At 71.1% G+C, this 17,337-nt stretch carries 18 protein-coding genes; 15 read left to right on the top strand and 3 right to left on the bottom strand.

Annotated elements, in window-relative coordinates; genetic code table 11:
• From MR1_RS11265 to MR1_RS11300, 8 genes are all read left to right on the top strand, one after another.
• On the top strand, positions 1-506 hold a 506-nt coding region (locus MR1_RS11265), incomplete at its 5' end, for a zinc-binding dehydrogenase (protein WP_157518081.1).
• A gap of 41 nt (positions 507-547) precedes the next feature.
• Complete coding sequence (locus MR1_RS11270) at positions 548-1,375, top strand: MoaF C-terminal domain-containing protein (protein ID WP_067246501.1); 828 nt, start codon at positions 548-550, stop codon at positions 1,373-1,375.
• A 26-nt stretch (positions 1,376-1,401) separates the two neighbouring features.
• Entirely contained in the window at positions 1,402-1,791 is a 390-nt protein-coding gene (locus MR1_RS11275; protein ID WP_067246504.1) for a nuclear transport factor 2 family protein, read from the top strand.
• Positions 1,792-1,863: 72 nt separating this feature from the next.
• Entirely contained in the window at positions 1,864-3,027 is a 1,164-nt protein-coding gene (locus tag MR1_RS11280; protein WP_067246507.1) for an ABC transporter substrate-binding protein, read from the top strand.
• A 307-nt stretch (positions 3,028-3,334) separates the two neighbouring features.
• Complete coding sequence (locus MR1_RS11285; RefSeq protein WP_067246510.1) at positions 3,335-4,195, top strand: branched-chain amino acid ABC transporter permease; 861 nt, start codon at positions 3,335-3,337, stop codon at positions 4,193-4,195.
• Positions 4,182-5,972 (top strand): branched-chain amino acid ABC transporter ATP-binding protein/permease, encoded by a 1,791-nt coding sequence (locus MR1_RS11290; RefSeq protein ID WP_067246512.1) that lies wholly within the window; start codon positions 4,182-4,184, stop codon positions 5,970-5,972. The genes MR1_RS11285 and MR1_RS11290 overlap by 14 nt, the downstream gene beginning before the upstream one ends.
• Positions 5,969-6,661: an ABC transporter ATP-binding protein gene (locus MR1_RS11295; protein WP_067246515.1), complete on the top strand. Its 693-nt coding sequence runs from the start codon at positions 5,969-5,971 to the stop codon at positions 6,659-6,661. Before MR1_RS11290 ends, MR1_RS11295 begins: the two co-directional genes overlap by 4 nt.
• 119 nt (positions 6,662-6,780) lie before the next feature.
• Positions 6,781-7,431 (top strand): HAD-IA family hydrolase, encoded by a 651-nt coding sequence (locus MR1_RS11300; RefSeq protein ID WP_067246518.1) that lies wholly within the window; start codon positions 6,781-6,783, stop codon positions 7,429-7,431.
• 206 nt (positions 7,432-7,637) lie between these two features.
• On the opposite strand, the gene MR1_RS11305 is transcribed toward MR1_RS11300, so the two are convergent.
• Entirely contained in the window at positions 7,638-8,459 is an 822-nt protein-coding gene (locus MR1_RS11305; protein ID WP_067246521.1) for an SDR family NAD(P)-dependent oxidoreductase, read from the bottom strand.
• Between the two features lie 43 nt (positions 8,460-8,502).
• Positions 8,503-9,234 carry an SDR family NAD(P)-dependent oxidoreductase gene (locus MR1_RS11310; RefSeq protein WP_067246524.1) on the bottom strand — a complete coding sequence of 244 codons (732 nt, stop codon included), beginning with the start codon at positions 9,232-9,234 and terminating at the stop codon, positions 8,503-8,505.
• Positions 9,235-9,483: 249 nt separating this feature from the next.
• Between MR1_RS11310 and MR1_RS11315 the strand changes: the two genes are divergently transcribed.
• Genes MR1_RS11315 through MR1_RS11325 form a run of 3 tightly spaced genes read left to right on the top strand, consistent with a single transcriptional unit; the run spans position 9,484 to position 13,560 of the window.
• Entirely contained in the window at positions 9,484-10,950 is a 1,467-nt protein-coding gene (locus MR1_RS11315; RefSeq protein ID WP_067246529.1) for an APC family permease, read from the top strand.
• A 59-nt stretch (positions 10,951-11,009) separates the two neighbouring features.
• Positions 11,010-11,858, top strand: coding sequence for a molybdenum cofactor biosynthesis F family protein (locus MR1_RS11320; RefSeq protein ID WP_067246532.1), 849 nt, complete (start codon positions 11,010-11,012; stop codon positions 11,856-11,858).
• Position 11,859: 1 nt separating this feature from the next.
• The gene (locus MR1_RS11325) at positions 11,860-13,560 is read left to right on the top strand and encodes an amidohydrolase (protein WP_084344551.1); all 1,701 of its coding nucleotides are present in this window, start codon (positions 11,860-11,862) and stop codon (positions 13,558-13,560) included.
• Here the strand turns inward: MR1_RS11325 and MR1_RS11330 are convergent.
• Positions 13,557-14,444, bottom strand: coding sequence for a LysR family transcriptional regulator (locus MR1_RS11330; protein WP_067246534.1), 888 nt, complete (start codon positions 14,442-14,444; stop codon positions 13,557-13,559). The two genes, MR1_RS11325 and MR1_RS11330, sit on opposite strands and share 4 nt — an antisense overlap.
• Positions 14,445-14,709: 265 nt before the next feature.
• Between MR1_RS11330 and MR1_RS11335 the strand changes: the two genes are divergently transcribed.
• The 4 genes from MR1_RS11335 to MR1_RS11350 are packed head-to-tail and all read left to right on the top strand — an operon-like array spanning position 14,710 to position 17,028.
• A complete protein-coding gene (locus MR1_RS11335; protein WP_067246537.1) occupies positions 14,710-15,063 on the top strand; it encodes a PadR family transcriptional regulator in 354 nt (117 codons plus the stop codon).
• Between the two features lie 2 nt (positions 15,064-15,065).
• Positions 15,066-15,443 (top strand): DUF1048 domain-containing protein, encoded by a 378-nt coding sequence (locus tag MR1_RS11340; protein ID WP_217996224.1) that lies wholly within the window; start codon positions 15,066-15,068, stop codon positions 15,441-15,443.
• Entirely contained in the window at positions 15,443-16,267 is an 825-nt protein-coding gene (locus tag MR1_RS11345) for an ABC transporter ATP-binding protein (protein WP_067246548.1), read from the top strand. Before MR1_RS11340 ends, MR1_RS11345 begins: the two co-directional genes overlap by 1 nt.
• Entirely contained in the window at positions 16,264-17,028 is a 765-nt protein-coding gene (locus tag MR1_RS11350) for an ABC transporter permease (protein ID WP_067246542.1), read from the top strand. Before MR1_RS11345 ends, MR1_RS11350 begins: the two co-directional genes overlap by 4 nt.
• Positions 17,029-17,337 lie beyond the last annotated feature (309 nt).

Here is a 17,337-nt window from a genome sequence, read left to right on the forward strand (position 1 = left end):
CCGCAGCGGCGCGCTCCGCGGGAGCCGCGCGCGTCGTGGTCGTCGGAACACGCGCCTCCCGCCTGGATCCCGCACGGCGGTTCGGCGCCGACGCCGTCGTGAACACCCGCGCGTCGTCGGATCTCGTCGCCGACGTGCGGACGGCGCTGGGCGGCGATCTCGCCGACGTCGTCATCGAGATCGCCGGGGTGACGGGAGCTCAGCGCGACGCGCTGCGGCTGGTCCGCCGCGGCGGACGGGTGGTGCTGGCCGGAGCCTGCGGCGCCGGCGCCGAGCTGACGCTGCTCGCCGACGAAGAGTTGCTCACCCGGGAGGTCGACGTCCTGCCCAGCTTCCTGTCCGCCGGCGGATTCGAACCCGCCATCGCCCAGCTCGCCCGCGGGGAGTTCCCCTATGAGCAGCTCGTGACCCACACGGTGGGCCTCGCCGAGGTCGAGGGCGCATTCGCGCTCATCGCCTCCCGCGACGACACCGTGATCAAGATCGCCATCGATCCCGCCCGCTGACGCCGGCCTCTGCGCCGCCTGCGTCCCGACCGAAGGACATCATGACCGACACCCGCATCTCCCCGGACACCACGACCGCGCCCGACCCGGACGAGTGGCGCACCTACGACGAGTTCGCCGCCGGCATCGACACCTACCGCCTTCCGAACACGGATCTCGACGGAACCGCGCTCGTGCTCACCCTGGACGACGGCCAGACGCTGTCGCTGCGATTCGGCCCTGCCACGGCCGAGGGCGGCGAGGGGACCGTCGCGTGGGAGGGCTTCGGCAGCGCAGGCACCGACCCCTACGACGCCGTCGCCGTCCGCGAGGACGTCGTCTTCGTGAACCTGCCGCTCACCAGCCGCGCACGGGAGGCGATCACGGTCGTCTACTCCACGAGCACGCACCGGGCGACCGTCGTGCGCTCGCGCATCGCGGCGGAGGCCGTGGAAGGCACCCCGCAGGTCGGCCAGGAGTTCTGGTCCGCCGTCACCGACGCCGGCGAGCCGACCGGCGAGATCCCCGGCCCGAGCCGCGACCTCATCGGCAAGCGCAACATCTACCGCTACAGCCCGCATCACCTGTACGAGCACGTGTACGTGTCCAGCCAGCGCTACGCCTGGCAGTGCCTCGAAGGGGTGCAGCGAGGACACGGGGACATGGATCTGTCCACCGTCTGGAAGGCCGGCGAGGGGCTCTACCTCTTCTGCTTCCGCGAGTTCCGGATCGCGGTCGCGAGCGTCTGGCTGCACGACCTCGGCTACCAGCTCATGACGACCGGGATCTTCCTCGGCCTCACCGGCGACGGCGATGCGGAGCACTCCCGCGCCGGCGGTCACATCTACCCGCTCGGCTCGGTCTCGTACCCCGACGCCCAGCCCGTCTGACTCCGCTTCGCGACCCAGGAGGATCCATGAGCAACGCCGATGTCATCCGCTCCCACTACGCCGCCAGCGACCGCGGCGACCTGCCGGGCATGATCGCCCCGTTCGCCGCGGACATCCGCTGGACCGAGGCCGCCGGCTTCCCGTACGCCGGCACCTATGTCGGTCCCGACGCCGTCGCCGCGAACGTGTTCGGACGCATCGCCGAGGAGTGGGACGACTACACCGTCGCGATCGACGAGGTGATCGACGGCGGCGACACGGTCGTCGGCGTCGGCACCTACTCCGGCACCTACCGGGCCACCGGCCGCTTCATGGCGGCGCGCGTGGCGCACGTCTGGCGGCTGCGCGAGGGCGAGGTCGTCGCCTTCGAGCAGTTCACCGACACCGAGCTCGTGAACCGCGCGATCCGGGACTGACCGGAGCGCGAGTCCGTGCACCCCCGCACGACCCCGCGAGGACCCCTCGCACACCCGAGAGGCAGGAATCACATGAACAAGCGGATCATCGCCGCGGCCGCCGCCCTGGCGGCGGGCGCGCTGGCGCTGTCGGGCTGCTCCGGCGACGCCGGCGGGGGCGAGGGCGCCCCCATCGTCGTCGGCTCCGTCAACACCATCAGCGGACCGGCCACCTTCCCGGAGGCGTCCCAGGCGGCGGCCGCCGTCTTCGACGCGTTCAACGAGGCCGGGGGCCTCGACGGACGCACGATCGACTACAAGATGCTCGACGACAAGGGCGACCCGGCGACCGCCACGGCATCGGCGCGCGAGCTCGTCGGCAGCGACGGCGCCGTCGCGCTCGTGGGCTCGGCGAGCCTCATCGAGTGCGAGATCAACGCGAAGTACTACGAGCAGGAGGGGATCCTGTCGATCCCGGGGATCGGCGTCGACACCGGCTGCTTCGACAGCGAGAACATCTCGCCGGCGAATGTCGGCCCGTTCAACGACATGACCCTGACGCTGATGTACGGCTCGGAGGTGCTCGGACTGCAGGACATCTGCGTCCTGCTGGAGATCGCCGGCTCCACGCGTCCGACCTACCAGGCGGCCATCGATAAATGGACCGAGATCACGGGCAAGAAGCCGACCTACGTGGACGACACGGTCCCGTACGGGGCGAGCGACTACACGCCGTACATCGTCAAGGCGCGGGAAGCCGGCTGCAAGGCCCTCGCGATCAACCCCGTGGAGCCGGACGCGATCGGCCAGGTCAAGGCCGCGAACGCACAGGGCTGGGACGACGTCACCTGGCTCTACCTGACGAGCGTCTACAGCGAGAACTTCGCCCAGGCGATCGACAACGCCGGCGCCGGGATCTACGTGCCCGCCGAGTTCTACCCGTTCACCGAGGAGAACGACATCAACAAGGACTGGCGGGACCTGATGACGGAGAACGACATCCCGCTCACCGCTTTCAGCCAGGGAGGCTACCTCGCCGCGACGCACTTCATCGAGGTGCTCAAGACGATCGACGGGGACATCACCCGGGAGAGCGTCGCCGAGGCGCTGCGCTCGATGGACCCCATCGAGAACCCGATGATCGGCACCCCCTACAGCTTCGGCGTCGACAACACCGCCGGGTGGCCGATCGAGCTGAAGAGCGGCACGCACGCCTGGGAGAAGGTCGCCGACGACTGGTTCCGGATCGGCGAGTAGCCGCGGCGTCACCCCTCCCGGTCGTTGAGCGAGCAGGTCTCACCTCCCGGTCGTTGAGCGAGCGAAGCTTCACCTCCCGGTCGTTGAGCAAGCGGAGCTTCACCTCCCGGTCGTTGAGCGAGCGGAGCGAGACGAAACGCGTCGTCCGACGTTCGACGCGAGGGCGCGTTTCGTCTCGGTCGCTCCGCTCCCTCGCTCAACGACCCGGGCGGGGGGCCACTCCGCTCCCTCGCTCAACGACCCGGGGGGCGCGACCGCACGACGACCGAGATCCCCCCTCCCCCTCAGATCACAGAAAGGACGCATCATGCTCCAGGGCGCGATCGCCGGCCTCGCCGCCGGCGGCCTCTACGCCGTGCTGGGGGTGAGCCTCACACTGATGTCCCGGCTGGTCCGGGTCGTGAACTTCGCCCAGGCGGCGACCGGCATGTTCGGCGCGTTCACCGCCGTCTGGCTGGTCCGCGAGGTCGGCATGCCGATCTGGGTCGGATCCGTGCTCGGCGTGCTCGTCGCCGGCCTGCTCGCCGCCGTGATCGGCTGGATCGCGGCGACCTGGCTCTCCGAAGCCTCCACGACGACGCGCTCGGCGATGACCGTCGGGCCGCTGCTGCTTCTCATCTCGCTGTCGTTCATCCTGTTCGGGAACAAGCCGCAGCCGTTCGCGCCGATCATCGCGGGTCCGGCATTCTCGCTCGGCGGGGTCGTGATCAGCCAGGTCACCGTCGCGACCGTGCTCATGGCGGTGCTCAGCGCCGTCGGGGTGAAGCTGGTCCTCAGCCGCACCCGGGTGGGGACACAGCTGCGCGCGTTGTCCGAGCGCCCGACGACGGCGGAACTGCTCGGGATCCGGTCGCGTCCGCTGTCGATCGCGGTGTGGTTCGTCACCGGGGTGATCAGCGCCGTCGCGATCATCATCGTGGCGCCCTCGCAGTCCAACGACGCGACGAGCCTGGCCATGCTCATCATCCCGGCCGCCGCGGCGGCGCTCCTCGGCGGGTTCGCGCGGCTGGATCTCGCGGTCGTCGGGGGACTCGCCCTCGGCGTGCTCGGCGGCCTCGTCGCGCAGATCGACGAGGTCGCGCTCGTGCGCAACTTCCTCCCGTTCCTGTTCATCGTCGTCCTGCTCCTGTGGACGCAGCGCAAGGAGGTGTGGGATGCCGCACGCTGACCGCCCGACGTTCGCCGGCACCCGCGTCTTCCGCGTCGGCTGGCCCTTCGGCGTGGCCGTGATCGCCGTTCTCGTGGGCCTCCTGCTGAGCAACGTCCTTCCCGGCTACTTCGTCTTCCTCGCCATCAGCGCGGTCACCGCGGCGATCGCGATCCTGGGCCTGGGGATCGTCACCGGCTCCGCCGGGATGATCGCGCTGTGCCAGCTCACCTTCGCCGCGATCGGCGCGTGGATCGTGTCCCTGCTCAACGTCGTGCAGGCTCCCGGCGGATTCCTCCTCTGGCTCGTCGCCGGCGGCGTCGCGGCAGGACTGGCCGGGGTCCTCGTGGGACTGCCCGCGCTGCGGCTGCGGGGCGTCAACCTCGCGGTCGTGACCCTCGGCTTCGCCGCCGCGGCCGACGTCACGCTCGTGCAGATCCAGTTCCCCGGATCCGCGGACGGGACCGCCGTGGAACGGCCGGCGATGTTCGCGAGCGACAAGCAGTTCTTCTTCCTCTCGGTGATCGTGCTCGTGGTGTGCTGCCTGGGCGTGTTCTTCCTGCAGCGGGGACGGTGGGGGGCGAGCTGGAAGGCCGTGGCGTTCTCCGAACGCGGCACCGCCGCCGCCGGGCAGAGCGTGCAGAGCGCCAAGCTCACCGCCTTCGCCGTGTCGGCGGCGCTGGGCGGGATCTCGGGCGGCCTGCTGGCCGGACAGGTGCAGCTGCCGTTCGCCTCCAGCTTCACCCCGCTGCAGTCGCTGGCCCTGTACGTGCTTGCGATCATGTCCGGGGCGCACCTCATCGACATGGCGGTGCTCGGCGGGATCCTCTGGGTGCTCGTCCCCGAGCTCCTCAAGCGCTGGGGGGTGCCGCAGGACTGGGCGTTCGTCGTGTTCGGCGTCCTGGGCGTCCAGGCGCTCACGAGCGGGACCAACCTCGGCCAGGGGATCCGCAACCTCGTCTGGCGACGCCAGGACCGGCGCTCGTCGTCCGGCACGCTGAGCGCTCTGCCGCCCGGCGCCGACGAGGACGCGACCGCCATCACCACCCGGACGACCGCGACCGTCGACACGGAAGCCCTCGACGGTGCCCCCGTGCTGACCGTCGAGGGGCTGACGGTGCAGTTCGGCGCGCTGAAGGCGCTCGACGACGTGTCCTTCCAGGTGCCCGCGGCCTCGATCATGGGGCTCATCGGCCCCAACGGCGCCGGCAAGTCCACGTTCGTCGACGCGATCAGCGGCTTCCTCCCGAAGCACGGCGGGCGGGTGCTTCTGGGCGACGAGGACCTGGCGGGGCTCTCGCCCACCCGCCGCGCGCGACGCGGGCTTCGGCGCACGTTCCAGCAGGACCGGGTTCCGCCGCTGCTCACGGTCGGCGCCTACGTGCGCTTCGTGGCCCGGCGGCGGCTCTCGACGGCGGACATCGACGAGGCGCTGGCGTTCTTCGGCTGCCCTCCGGCCCGCGCGCGGCTCTCGAGCGTCGATGTGGGGACACGGCGCCTCGTCGAGGTCGCCGCCGCCGTCCTCGCCCGGCCCCGGCTGCTCGTGCTAGACGAGCCGGCCGCCGGGCTGTCCCACGAGGAGCACCTCGCTCTGGCCGCGCGACTGCGGGAGCTGCCCGAACGGTACGGCGTGGCGCTGGTGATCATCGAGCACGATCTCGACCTCGTCCGGTCGGTGTGCCCCACGCTGACGGTGCTGGACTTCGGCCGCGTGCTCGCGAGCGGACCGCAGGCGGAGGTCCTGGCGGACCCGGACGTGATCAAGGCCTACATGGGGGAGACGGAGCTGCTGTCATGAGCGAACTGGTGCTGGACGGGGTCACCGTCAGCCGTGGGGCGGGCCCGGTGATCTCCGACGTCTCCCTGACGGTCCGCGGCGGTGAGGTCCTGGCTCTCGTGGGGCCGAACGGGGCGGGCAAGACGAGCCTCATCGAGGCGCTGTCCGGAGTGACGCCGCACTCGGCCGGGAGCGTCCGGCTCGACGGGGAGCCGATCGACCGTCTGTCGCGGGTCGCCCGCGCCCGCCGGGGCATCGTGCACATCGAGCAGGGCCGCGCCGTCTTCCCCTCCCTCACCGTGCGGGAGAACCTCTCCCTCACCGCCCGCACCCCGGCGGGCGTCGAGGCGGCGCTCGCATCCTTCCCGGAGCTGGAGAAGCGGATCGACTCCCCCACCGCCCTGTTGTCGGGCGGGGAGCAGCAGATGGTCGTGCTGGCCCGTGCGTTCGCGGCGAAGCCGCGGATCCTCCTCATCGACGAGATGTCGCTGGGGTTGGCCCCGGTGGTGTTCCTCCGGCTGATGCCGATCGTGCAGCGGATCGCGGAGTCCGGCGTGGGAGTGCTTCTCGTGGAGCAGTTCACGCAGCTGGCGCTGGGGCTGGCCCGGGAGGCGGTGGTGGTGGCCGGAGGCCGGGTGTCGTTCCAGGGCACCGCCGAGGAGCTCGCCGCCGACCCGGCGCTGCTGCATCGCGCCTACCTCGGCGGCTGACCCGCGGCGCCCCTCCGCTTGTCGAGTGGTCAGTTTCTGTGGGTTGAGCGGCCCTCAACCCACATTTTCTGACCACTCGTCGGGAGGGGCGGGCTCGCGGGGCGGGATACGCTGGGCGGATGAGTCAGACCCTCCGCGCCCGTGCCGCTCTCCTCGACATGGACGGGACGCTCGTCGACTCGACCGCGGTCGTGGAACGGCTCTGGCTGGAGTGGGCGCAGCCGCACGGTCTCGACACCCAGACGGTGCTCGAGGTCGTCCACGGGCGCCAGGGGCACCAGAGCATGGCGATCCTGCTGCCGGACCGCGACCACGCGATCAACCTCGTCGAGAACGAGGAGCTGCTCGCGCGCGAGAGCGCCGACGTGGACGGCGTCGTCGAGATCGCGGGCGCCGGGACCTTCCTCACCGCGCTGCGGGACCTGCCGCACTCGATCGTCACCTCGGCGAACGTCTCGCTGATGACCGCCCGGATGCAGGCCGCCGGCCTGACGATCCCCGTCACGCGCGTCACCGCGGAGGACGTCACCGCGTCGAAGCCCGATCCGGAGGGGTTCCTCCTCGGTGCGCAGCGACTGGGGATCGCACCGGAGGAATGCGTGGCCTTCGAGGATTCCGAGGCCGGGATCGCCGCAGCCAAGGCGGCCGGCATGCGCGTCGTCGGCGTCGGCGCCGGAGCGACCCGCTTCTCGCCCGACGTCGTCGTGCCGGATCTGACGCACGTCCGCATCGAGCCGGACGGCGACGCGATCCTCTTCACGATCGACTGACGAGCGCGTCTCCGGTCGTCGAGCGAGAGAAGCACGCACACCTGCGTTTCGACTCGTCGCTGCGCTCCTCGCTCAACGACCGAACCCCGCCACCGCGTTTCGTCTCGTCGCTGCGCTCCTCGCTCAATGACCGAACCCCGCCACCGGCCGTTGAGCGAGCGCAGCGAGACGAAACGCGCCGACCCCTCGACCGAGGACACGACGCGTCACATGCCGGCGTGGTCGAACGCGAGGGTGGGCACATCCACGATGTGCGCTCCGCCGTCCACGACCAGGACCGCGCCCGTGATGTACGACGACTCCCCCGATCCGAGAAAGCGCACGGCGGACGCGATCTCGGCGGGCCGGGCCGGGCGTCCCAGCGGTACGTCGGCGGTCACCGCGGAATAGGCGTCCTCGCGCGAGGCGAGCTCGGCGTGCGCGGCGAACTCGTCCATCTCCTCGTCCGCCATGGGCGTCTGCACCCACCCCGGGCACACGGCGTTCACCCGCACGCCGTGACGGCCGTAGTCGCGTGCGAGCGTGCGCGTCAGCCCGATCAGCGCATGCTTGCCGACCGTGTACCCCGCCACCGACGGACCCGCGAACAGGCCCGCGAGCGAGGACACCACGACGATCCGCCCCTTCGCCTCGATGAGCGCCGGAAGAGACTCCCGCGCCATCGTGAAGGCCGTCGTGAGATTCGCCCGGAGCGCCGCCTCCCAGCCCGCGTCGTCGGTCTCGGTCACCGGAGCGAAGCCGTGCCCCCCGGCGTTGGCGACGAGCGCGTCGATCCGCCCGAACCGCGCGAGCGTCTCGGTGACCACCCGGCGCGCGTCCGCACCGTCCGCCGCGTCGGCGACGATCGGATGCGCCCCGACCGCGCGCTGCACGGCACGCAGGGGCTCCTCCCGTCTGCCGACCACCACGACGTGCGCCCCTTCGGCGGCGTAGCGCTCGGCGACGGCGGCGCCGATCCCGGTGCCTCCGCCCGTGATGACGACGACGTGTCCGGCGACGCTCGATCCGACGGTGTGTCCGGTGCCCATGGGGTCCTCCGATTCAGTGGGGAAGGGATGATGGTCTGGGTGCTCAGGCGGGGAAGCCGGACCGGGCGCTGACGCCGAAGTCGGCGAGGATCCCGGTGCCGTTGACCGCCCGTGCCCGCGGCGACAGCAGGTAGGCGACGTGGTCGGCGACCTCGTCGGCGCTCTGCACGGGATACGGCGCATCCCCGAACCCGTCCACGCCGAGATCGCCGCGGCTCATGGGCGTATCGACGACGGACGGCGAGACGCTGGTGACGCGGATGCCGTCGCCGGCGAGGTCCACGGACAGAGCCCGGCCGAACTGCACCAGCGCCGCCTTCGACGCGCAGTAGGGGGCCATCCCCGGAGAGGCCACGACGGCGGAGTCGCTGGCGACGAGCACCACGGCGGCGGCGTCGGCACGGCGCAGCCCGGGGAGAGCGTGCTTGAGCACGAGGAAGGCACCCGTGACGTTCACGGCGAACACGGCGTCCCACGCGGCGAGCGGCGTCTGCTCGATCCCGGTGCCGACCGGCCCGGAGATGCCCGCGCAGCAGACGACCGCGTGGAGCGCGTCGTCGCCGATGGCGGCGGCGACCTGGTCCTCCGCGGTGACGTCCGCCACACGGATGACCGCGTCCGTGATCGGTTCCGCCGTCTCGCGGAGCCCGGGTTCGTCCCGGTCCAGGAGCACGAGCCGCATGCCCTCGTCGGCGAGCGTCCGGGCAACGGCCCGGCCGATGCCTCCGGCAGCCCCCGTCACCAGGGCGGTCCTCCCCCGCAGCCGCAGCTCCATCGCCGCCCCCTCCGTCGTTCTCCCGGGGCGGAGCGGCCGTCCGTGCGGCCGCCCCCCTCCGACCGTCATCCTGCTCCTCGCCCCGTCTCCGGCGAACGACGCCGGGCCCGGTGTGCGCCCTCGCACCAATGCCCTTCGCTCACGGTCAATCCGCATCGATGCGGAAAGAGCAGACTCGCAAACACATCCGGCGACGCGACCCTGCCGCGACGCCGTCGCCGACACCGTCACCCGAGCGAAGGAGCCGACGTGGCCGATCCGAATCCCGCACCCGCGACCGCCCTGCACGACGGACCGGGGACCACGCTGCGCCCGGGCGCGCTCGGCGTGGCCGGCATCGTCTTCCTGGTCCTGGCCGCCGTCGCTCCGCTGACGGGCATCGTGGTGGTCGCCTCGCTGGCGATCGCCCTGGGCAACGGCGGCGGCACGCCGGTGTCGTTCTTCCTCGTCGCCGCGATCCTCCTGCTGTTCGCCGTCGGCTACGCGCAGATGTCCAAGCAGCTCGTCAACGCCGGCGGCTTCTACGCGTTCGTCGTCAAGGGGCTCGGGCGCACGGGCGGCCTCGTGGCCGGCCTCATCGCCACGCTCGGCTACAACTTCTTCGTCGTCGGGACGATCGGCACGAGCGGCTTCTTCATGCAGACCATCGTCCGAGACCTCACCGGGTTCGACCTGCACTGGATCGTCTGGGGCCTGCTGTCGATCGCGGTCTGCTTCGTGCTCGCGCGGATCGGCGTGGACTTCAGCTCGAAGGTCCTCGGCGTGTGCCTGGTGCTGGAAGTCCTCATGCTCGTCGTCTTCGACGTCTCGGTGCTCGTCCAGACCGGGTACGACGTCTCCGCGTTCAGCCCCGAGGCCGTGTTCGGCGGGTCCCTTCCGATCGGACTGCTGCTGGCGGCGACCGGCTTCCTGGGCTTCGAGGCCACGGCTCTGTTCAGCGAGGAGGCGAAGCAGCCGCTGCGCACGATCCCGCGCGCCACGTACACCGCCATCACCGCGATCGGCGTGATCCTCGGGGTGACCACGTGGGCGGTCGTCAGCGCCACCGGGGTCGCCCAGGCCCAGGGCGTCGCGCTGAAGCACCTGCCGACGGGGGACCTCATCTTCTCGCTCTCGCAGACATACCTCGGCGGACCGCTGACCACGGTCATGATGATCCTGCTGCTGGTGAGCCTGTTCGCGGCGATGCTCGCGTTCCACAACTCGGCCACCCGGTACCTCTACGCCCTCGGCCGGGCGCGGATCCTCCCGCACGCGTTCGCCCGTACCCGCACGACGGGAGCGCCGCAGATCGCCGGCATCGTGCAGGCCGGGTTCGCCGCGGCCGTGGCGGTGGTCTTCTTCCTCGCGGGGGCGGATCCGATCGTGACGCTCGTCCCGGCCATGCTCGGCTTCGGAACGCTCAGCGTGCTGATCCTGCAGGGGCTCGCCGCTCTGTCGATCGTCGTGTACTTCCGTCGGGCGAGCGACACGCGGCTGTGGAGCACCCTGATCGCACCGGGGATCGGTTTCCTGGGGATCGCCGCGATCTCCGTGCTGGCGGTGGTGAACTTCGACATCGTCGCCGGTTCCCAGGAGCTCGCCATCCGTCTCATGCCGCTGCTTCTCGTCCTCACGCTGATCGGCGGCATCGTCTACGCGGCCTATCTGCGCCGCAACCGTCCCGCCGTGTACGACGGCCTCGCCACCGACCTCGAACGCGTCAGCAGCCGCTGACCGCTCCGCCGATCCATCACCGCCCCGAGGACCGCCCCGGGGCCCACCGAAGGAGAACCATGACCACCCTGAACCCTGCCGACACCTCGACGTGGCTCCCCCTGGACGGGCTCGCCCCCGGGTTCGACGCCAACAAGGCCACGCACACGACCGCGCTCGACGGCCGCGAGGTGAACGTCACCGCGCCCAACGGCACCCGGATCAGCCACCGCTTCACCGCGGATCGGGTGAGCTGGGACTACACGCCGGGAGCCGGCGACGCCACGGCGGCCTCCTCCGGAACCGACGCGTACGAGGCGTTCGAGGTGGACGACGAGCTCTTCTTCGTCCAGTTCCATCACGAGAGCCTCCCGACCGAGGCGGTCTCGCTCGTGGTGGACCTCCGCCACGGCCGCGTCCTGTCCGTGGTGAGCCGGATCCTCCCCCCGGAGCGGGGACGCACGCGCGTCCAGCACTTCTTCGGTCCCGCCGAGATCGACGGGGCCGCCGTCTCCGGCGACGCGCCCGCGCCGACGCGTACGCTCATCGGCCGCCGGGTCGAGTGGGTGTACAGCACCGAGCACGCCTACGAGCACGTCTACCTGTCGGAGCGCTGGTACTCGTGGCAGTGCCTCGCCGGGCCCGAGCGCGGTCTCGCCGACACGGACGAGAACAGCGTCTGGCAGATCCGGCCCGGGATCTACGTCTTCGCGTGGCGTGAGAAGGTGATCCCCTGCGCGTCCGTGACGATCGCCGATCACCGGGACGCCTCGCGGATCCGCTCGCACGGCGTCCTGTTCGGGCTGGACGAGTCCGGCGAGGTGCCGACGCACTTCACCTTCGGCGCCTGGGGACGACTGCTGTCGGTGACGCACCACGCCCCGGACCTCGAGCCCGCCTCGTTCCCCGCCGCCGACGGGGCCGACTGAGATGACGGACGCGCCTGCGCAGCACTCCGCGGACTCGCCCGCGGAGCGCTCCCCCGACGCACCGGCCGAACTCGTCGTACGGGCGGGGACGATCCGGACCCTCGTCCGCGACGCCCCGTCCGCGGAGGCCTTCGCCGTGCGCGGCGGAAGGATCGCGGTGATCGGCGATCGCGAGACGGTCGACGCGTGGCGGGGCCCGGACACGCGCGTCGTGGACCTCGGTCCGGACGCCGCCGTGTATCCCGGGTTCGCCGACGTGCACAACCATCACGCGATCGCCGGGCGCACGGATCTGTTCGAGCTGGTCCTCACGCCCTCGCTGACGCTCGACGAGATCCTCGACCGCATCCGGGAGCGGGCGGCGAGCCTGCCCGAGGGCGCATGGATCGTGGGCGGCGTCGTCGCGACGACGCTCCTGCCGACACTGGCGAGCACGGCCGTGCGGCGGAGGCTGGACGAGGCCGCCGGCGGGCGCCCCGTCGTCATCGCCGAGGACTCCCGGCACAACCGGTGGGCGAGCACGCGGGCGCTGGAGCTCGCCGGGATCACCGCCGGATCCGTCCCCGCAGGCGGCGTGACGCTGCTCGACCCCGAGGACGGCACGCCCACCGGGGTCCTGCTGGAGGCGGCGGGGATCCCGGTGCAGGAGGCGCTCGAGCGTGCCGGAGGGCTGACGGCGGCCCAGCATCGGGAGGCGTCCCGGCGGGGCGTCGAGCTCGTGAGCTCCTACGGCATCACGGCGTTCCAGGATGCCGGGGTCTCCGTCGAGATCCTGGGCGCGCTGGCCGACCTGGACCGGGCGGGCGAGCTCGACGCGTGGGTCGTGTCGTCGCTCCTCGTCAACGACGAGATCTTCGGGGTGGATCCGGTGGGGATGCCGCTCATCACGCAGGGCGAGCGGTTCCGGACCGTCCACCACCGTCCGGACTTCGTCAAGATCTTCCTCGACGGCGTGCCGCCGGCCCGCACGGCGTCGTTCCTCGACCCCTATGTCGCGGACGACGCGCACGGCGCCCACTTCCACGGCACGACCACCATGACCGCGGAGGAGCTGCTCGACTGGCTGCGCGTCGTGGACGCGCGGGGGCTCGGAGCGAAGATCCACTGCACCGGAGACGGATCCGCCCGCCTCGTGCTGGACGCCGCGCAGCAGCTGCGCTCGGAGGGCATCGGCATGCCGCTGCAGATCGCGCACGGCCAGTTCCTCGCCGACGCGGACCTTCCGAGGCTCGCCGCACTGAGGGTGACCGCGGACATCTCCCCCTTCATCTGGTTCCCCGGGGTCATCCCCGACGCGCTGGCCGAGGTGCTCGGCGAGCGCGCCGAGCACTCGCAGCCCAATCGGACGCTGATCGACTCCGGCGCGCTCGTCGCCGGGGGCTCGGACTGGCCGGTGAGCGAGTCGCCGAACCCGCTGGAGGGGATCCAGGGGCTCGTCACCCGCGCCGACCCGCTCGGTCGTGCGTCCGGCGTGCTGTGGCCGGAACAGGCGATCACCGCCGAGGAAGCGCTGGAGGTGTTCACGATCAACGCGGCGACCGCGATGGGCCTGGGCGACGAGACGGGCTCCCTGGCCGTGGGCAAGTCCGCGGATTTCGTCGTGCTGGACCGCGATGCGATCGCGTGCCCGCCGGAGGACATCGTGCGCACCCGGGTGCTGTCCACCTGGTTCACCGGCCGCGAGGTCTTCTCCGCCTCTTAGCGGCTCGGCGCGTCGAGGTCGGGGACGAGCGCGCGCGCGAGGTCTCGGAGAGTCGGCGTCTCCGCGTCCGCGCGCCAGACCAGTGCCCACTGCGCCGCCGGGGCGTCGACGAGGGGACGGTACGTGATGTCCGGCCGGATCGCGTAGCGGCTCGCATGCGCGTGCACGGGCGAGACCGCTTCGCCGGAGGACAGGATCGGGAGCATCTCCTCGAAGGAGTCGACGCGCGTACCGAACCGCATCGGTTCCCCTGACGGCGTCGTCGGGGGAACCACGGCGTCGCGCCAGTATTCGGGTCGCGGGCCGTCGATGAGCTCGACGTCGCCGAGCTCGTCGAGACGGATGCTGTCGCGAGACGCGAGGGCGTGCCCCGTCGCCATGGCAACGACCAAGGGCTCCGTGTAGAGCACGGGTCCCACCCGGAGATCGGGCTCCCGCACCGGCAGCCAGGCGAGCACCGCGTCGAGCGTCCCGGCGCGGAGGCCGCCGAACGGGTCGTCGAACCGGACGTGGCGGATCCGGATGTCGAGCCCGGGCCGATCGGCGACGAATCTCTGGATCGCGGGCTGGAACTCCACGACATCCCAGCCGACCTTCCCCACCTGGAGAGTCCCCACGGCCCCGGACGCCATGCGTCTCGCCCGCTCGACGCTCGCGCCCAAGTCGGAATGCACGCGTGCCAGATCGGAATGGAGCTGCGCGCCGAGGGCGGTGAGGACGACCCGGCGGCTGGTGCGATGGAACAGCGCGCCGCCGATCTCGCGCTCGGTGCGCTGCAGCACCTGGGTGACTCTGGCGGGGCTCAGGCGCAGCCGTTGCGCGGCGCGGCCGAAGTGCAGCTCGTCGGCGAGGGCGAGGAAGACCTCGATGTCCTGCGTCTCCACGGGCTTCCCCCTCCGCCCCGCTGCCCTGCTGCCCCGCGGGACCGTCGACGCTCACTGTAGCCGAACCGTTCACTCCTGCTGAACGATCGGTGAGCGATTCGGCGTTGTTCGCCCGAGGCACCGACGCGAGAGTGGAGCCGGCCCGCTGGGCAAACCGAGAATCCTTGGTATTCGGTGTTGCCAAGTACCGGTACTCAGTGTTACCGTCTAGTGGTACCTAGCAACACTGAATATCAACGACACCGAATAGCGAAAGGAGGACGACATGGGCAAGCAGCTGACGGAGATGCTGAAGGGCACCCTCGAAGGCATCGTTCTCGCCACCCTCGCGACCCGGCCGGCCTACGGCTACGAGATCACCGCGCGCCTGCGCGAGCAGGGCTTCACCGAGATCGTGGAGGGCACCGTCTACGCGCTCCTCGTCCGGATCGAGCAGCGCGGGCTCGTGGACGTGGAGAAGGTCCCGTCCGAGAAGGGGCCGCCCCGCAAGGTCTTCACCCTCAACGCGCAGGGCCGCGCCGCCCTCGACGAGTTCTGGGAGACCTGGACCTTCCTCGAGGAGCGCATCGACCGGCTCCGCACCCCACACGACATCCGCACCACCCCCCAAGGAGAATGACCATGGCCGCACCCAAGTGGATCGAAGCCCTCACCGGCTCCCTCGACCAGAAGAAGCAGTACAAGAAGGACATGGCCCGCATCGAGGCCCTGCCCGAGCCGTACCACGCCGCCGCCAAGGCCTGCCACCGGTACCTGATGTACAACGGCCCCGTCGAGGACGGCGCCACGCTCATCACGATGTTCACGGACTTCGCCGACCTGTGGGAGTCGGCGGTGGCCGACGGCACGCCGCTGCGCGACATCGTCGGCGACGACCCGGTGGACTTCATCGAGACGTTCGCCGCCGCCTACTCGGGCAAGAACTGGATCGACAAGGAGCGCGCCCGCCTGACCAAGGCCGTCGACGAGGCCGAGCGCGCCGCGAAGGAGAAGGAATGATGACCGCCCTCACCGCCACCCGCCCGGCCATCCGGGTCCAGGGGATCACCAAGTCCTACAAGGACCTCCAGGTCCTGCGCGGCGTCGACTTCGACGTGGCGGAGGGCAGCATCTTCGCCCTCCTCGGCTCCAACGGCGCCGGCAAGACCACGCTCGTGCGCATCCTGTCGACGCTGCTGAAGGCCGACGGCGGCACCGCCACGGTGAACGGCTTCGACGTCGGCGCCGAGTCCGACGACGTGCGCGAGTCGATCAGCCTCACCGGGCAGTTCGCCGCCGTGGACGAGGTGCTGACCGGGCGCGAGAACCTCGTGCTCGTCGCTCAGCTGCGGCACCTGAAGGACCCGGGCGCCGCCGCCGACGCGATGCTCGCGCGGTTCTCGCTGACCGATGCGGGATCGCGCAAGGCCGGGACGTACTCCGGCGGCATGCGTCGCCGGCTCGACATCGCGATGAGCCTCATCGGGGACCCGGCGATCATCTTCCTCGACGAGCCCACGACGGGCCTGGACCCCCAGGCCCGCATCGAGGTCTGGGACACCGTCCGCGACCTCGCCCGCGGCGGCACGACCGTGCTGCTGACGACCCAGTACCTGGACGAGGCCGAGCAGCTCGCCGACCGCATCGCGATCCTCCACCGGGGCACCATCATCCAGAACGGCACGCTCGCCGAGCTCAAGCAGCTGCTCCCCTCGGCCACGGTCGAGTACGTGGAGAAGCAGCCCAGCCTCGAGGACGTCTTCCTCGCCCTCGTCGGCGACGCCTCGCCGGCCGAGTCCGACGCGCCGGCCGAGGCCGGCGCATCCCGAAAGGAACTCCGATGACCACTCACGTCCTGCGCGACACCGGCGTGCTCACGAGCCGGTCCCTGCGCCACATCCTCCGCAGCCCCGACACGATCATCACCACGGCGGTCACGCCGATCGCGATGATGCTGCTGTTCGTCTTCGTCCTCGGCGGCGCGATCCGCACCGGGACGGAGGGGTCGTACATCGACTACATGCTCCCGGGGATCCTCCTCATCACCATCGCCTCCGGCATCGCCTACACGGCGTACCGGCTGTTCCTGGACATGCAGGGCGGCATCTTCGAGCGCTTCCAGTCCATGCCGATCGCGCGTTCGAGCGTGCTGTGGGCGCACGTTCTGACCTCGCTGGTCGCGAACGTGGTGTCGCTGGCGATCGTCGTGGGCGTCTCGTTCCTCATGGGCTTCCGCACCGGAGCGTCCGTGGGGGCCTGGTTCGCCGTGGCGGGGATCCTCGTGCTCTTCACCATGTCGCTGACCTGGATCGCCGTGATCGCGGGCCTGGCCGCCAAGACCGTGGACGGGGCGAGCGCGTTCAGCTACCCGCTGATCTTCCTCCCGTTCATCAGCTCCGCGTTCGTGCCGACGTCGTCGATGCCCGGACCGGTCGCCTGGTTCGCCGAGCACCAGCCGGTGACATCCATCGTGAACACCATCCGTGCGCTGTTCGCGGGCCAGCCCGTCGGAGGGGAGATCTGGGTCGCCCTGGCCTGGATGCTCGGGATCCTCGTCGTCGCCTACGGCGTCGCCGTGGCCCTGTACAAGAAGCGGCTGCGCTGACCCGGGGCGCCCCGTGCGACATCCGCCCCGCCCCGCATCGCCACGAAACGCGGTGACCTGACCATCCGTCGGGTCACCGCGTTTCGCCTCTCCCCCGGCCGCTGAGCGAGGAGCGAAGCACCGAGACGAAACGCCGCCGCACCCGGGTTACTACGTTTCGACTCGCTTCGCTCGCTCAACGACCGACGCTCACCCCTGGTCGTTGAGCGAGGAGCGAAGCACCGAGACGAAACGCGCCCAGCCCCGGGTCACCGCGTTTCGACTCGCTCCGCTCGCTCAACGACCCAAAGGGACCACCCCCGGCCGTTG

Source organism: Microbacterium resistens NBRC 103078, from assembly GCF_001552355.1.
Taxonomy (GTDB): domain Bacteria; phylum Actinomycetota; class Actinomycetes; order Actinomycetales; family Microbacteriaceae; genus Microbacterium; species Microbacterium resistens.

Bases quoted from the DNA above. Each gene is read 5' to 3' on its own strand.
- MR1_RS11270 (WP_067246501.1), top strand. From the start codon at position 548: ATGACCGACACCCGCATCTCCCCGGACACCACGACCGCGCCCGACCCG.
- MR1_RS11275 (WP_067246504.1), top strand. From the start codon at position 1,402: ATGAGCAACGCCGATGTCATCCGCTCCCACTACGCCGCCAGCGACCGC.
- MR1_RS11280 (WP_067246507.1), top strand. From the start codon at position 1,864: ATGAACAAGCGGATCATCGCCGCGGCCGCCGCCCTGGCGGCGGGCGCG.
- MR1_RS11285 (WP_067246510.1), top strand. From the start codon at position 3,335: ATGCTCCAGGGCGCGATCGCCGGCCTCGCCGCCGGCGGCCTCTACGCC.
- MR1_RS11290 (WP_067246512.1), top strand. From the start codon at position 4,182: ATGCCGCACGCTGACCGCCCGACGTTCGCCGGCACCCGCGTCTTCCGC.
- MR1_RS11295 (WP_067246515.1), top strand. From the start codon at position 5,969: ATGAGCGAACTGGTGCTGGACGGGGTCACCGTCAGCCGTGGGGCGGGC.
- MR1_RS11300 (WP_067246518.1), top strand. From the start codon at position 6,781: ATGAGTCAGACCCTCCGCGCCCGTGCCGCTCTCCTCGACATGGACGGG.
- MR1_RS11305 (WP_067246521.1), bottom strand. From the start codon at position 8,459: ATGGGCACCGGACACACCGTCGGATCGAGCGTCGCCGGACACGTCGTC.
- MR1_RS11310 (WP_067246524.1), bottom strand. From the start codon at position 9,234: ATGGAGCTGCGGCTGCGGGGGAGGACCGCCCTGGTGACGGGGGCTGCC.
- MR1_RS11320 (WP_067246532.1), top strand. From the start codon at position 11,010: ATGACCACCCTGAACCCTGCCGACACCTCGACGTGGCTCCCCCTGGAC.
- MR1_RS11325 (WP_084344551.1), top strand. From the start codon at position 11,860: ATGACGGACGCGCCTGCGCAGCACTCCGCGGACTCGCCCGCGGAGCGC.
- MR1_RS11335 (WP_067246537.1), top strand. From the start codon at position 14,710: ATGGGCAAGCAGCTGACGGAGATGCTGAAGGGCACCCTCGAAGGCATC.
- MR1_RS11340 (WP_217996224.1), top strand. From the start codon at position 15,066: ATGGCCGCACCCAAGTGGATCGAAGCCCTCACCGGCTCCCTCGACCAG.
- MR1_RS11345 (WP_067246548.1), top strand. From the start codon at position 15,443: ATGACCGCCCTCACCGCCACCCGCCCGGCCATCCGGGTCCAGGGGATC.
- MR1_RS11350 (WP_067246542.1), top strand. From the start codon at position 16,264: ATGACCACTCACGTCCTGCGCGACACCGGCGTGCTCACGAGCCGGTCC.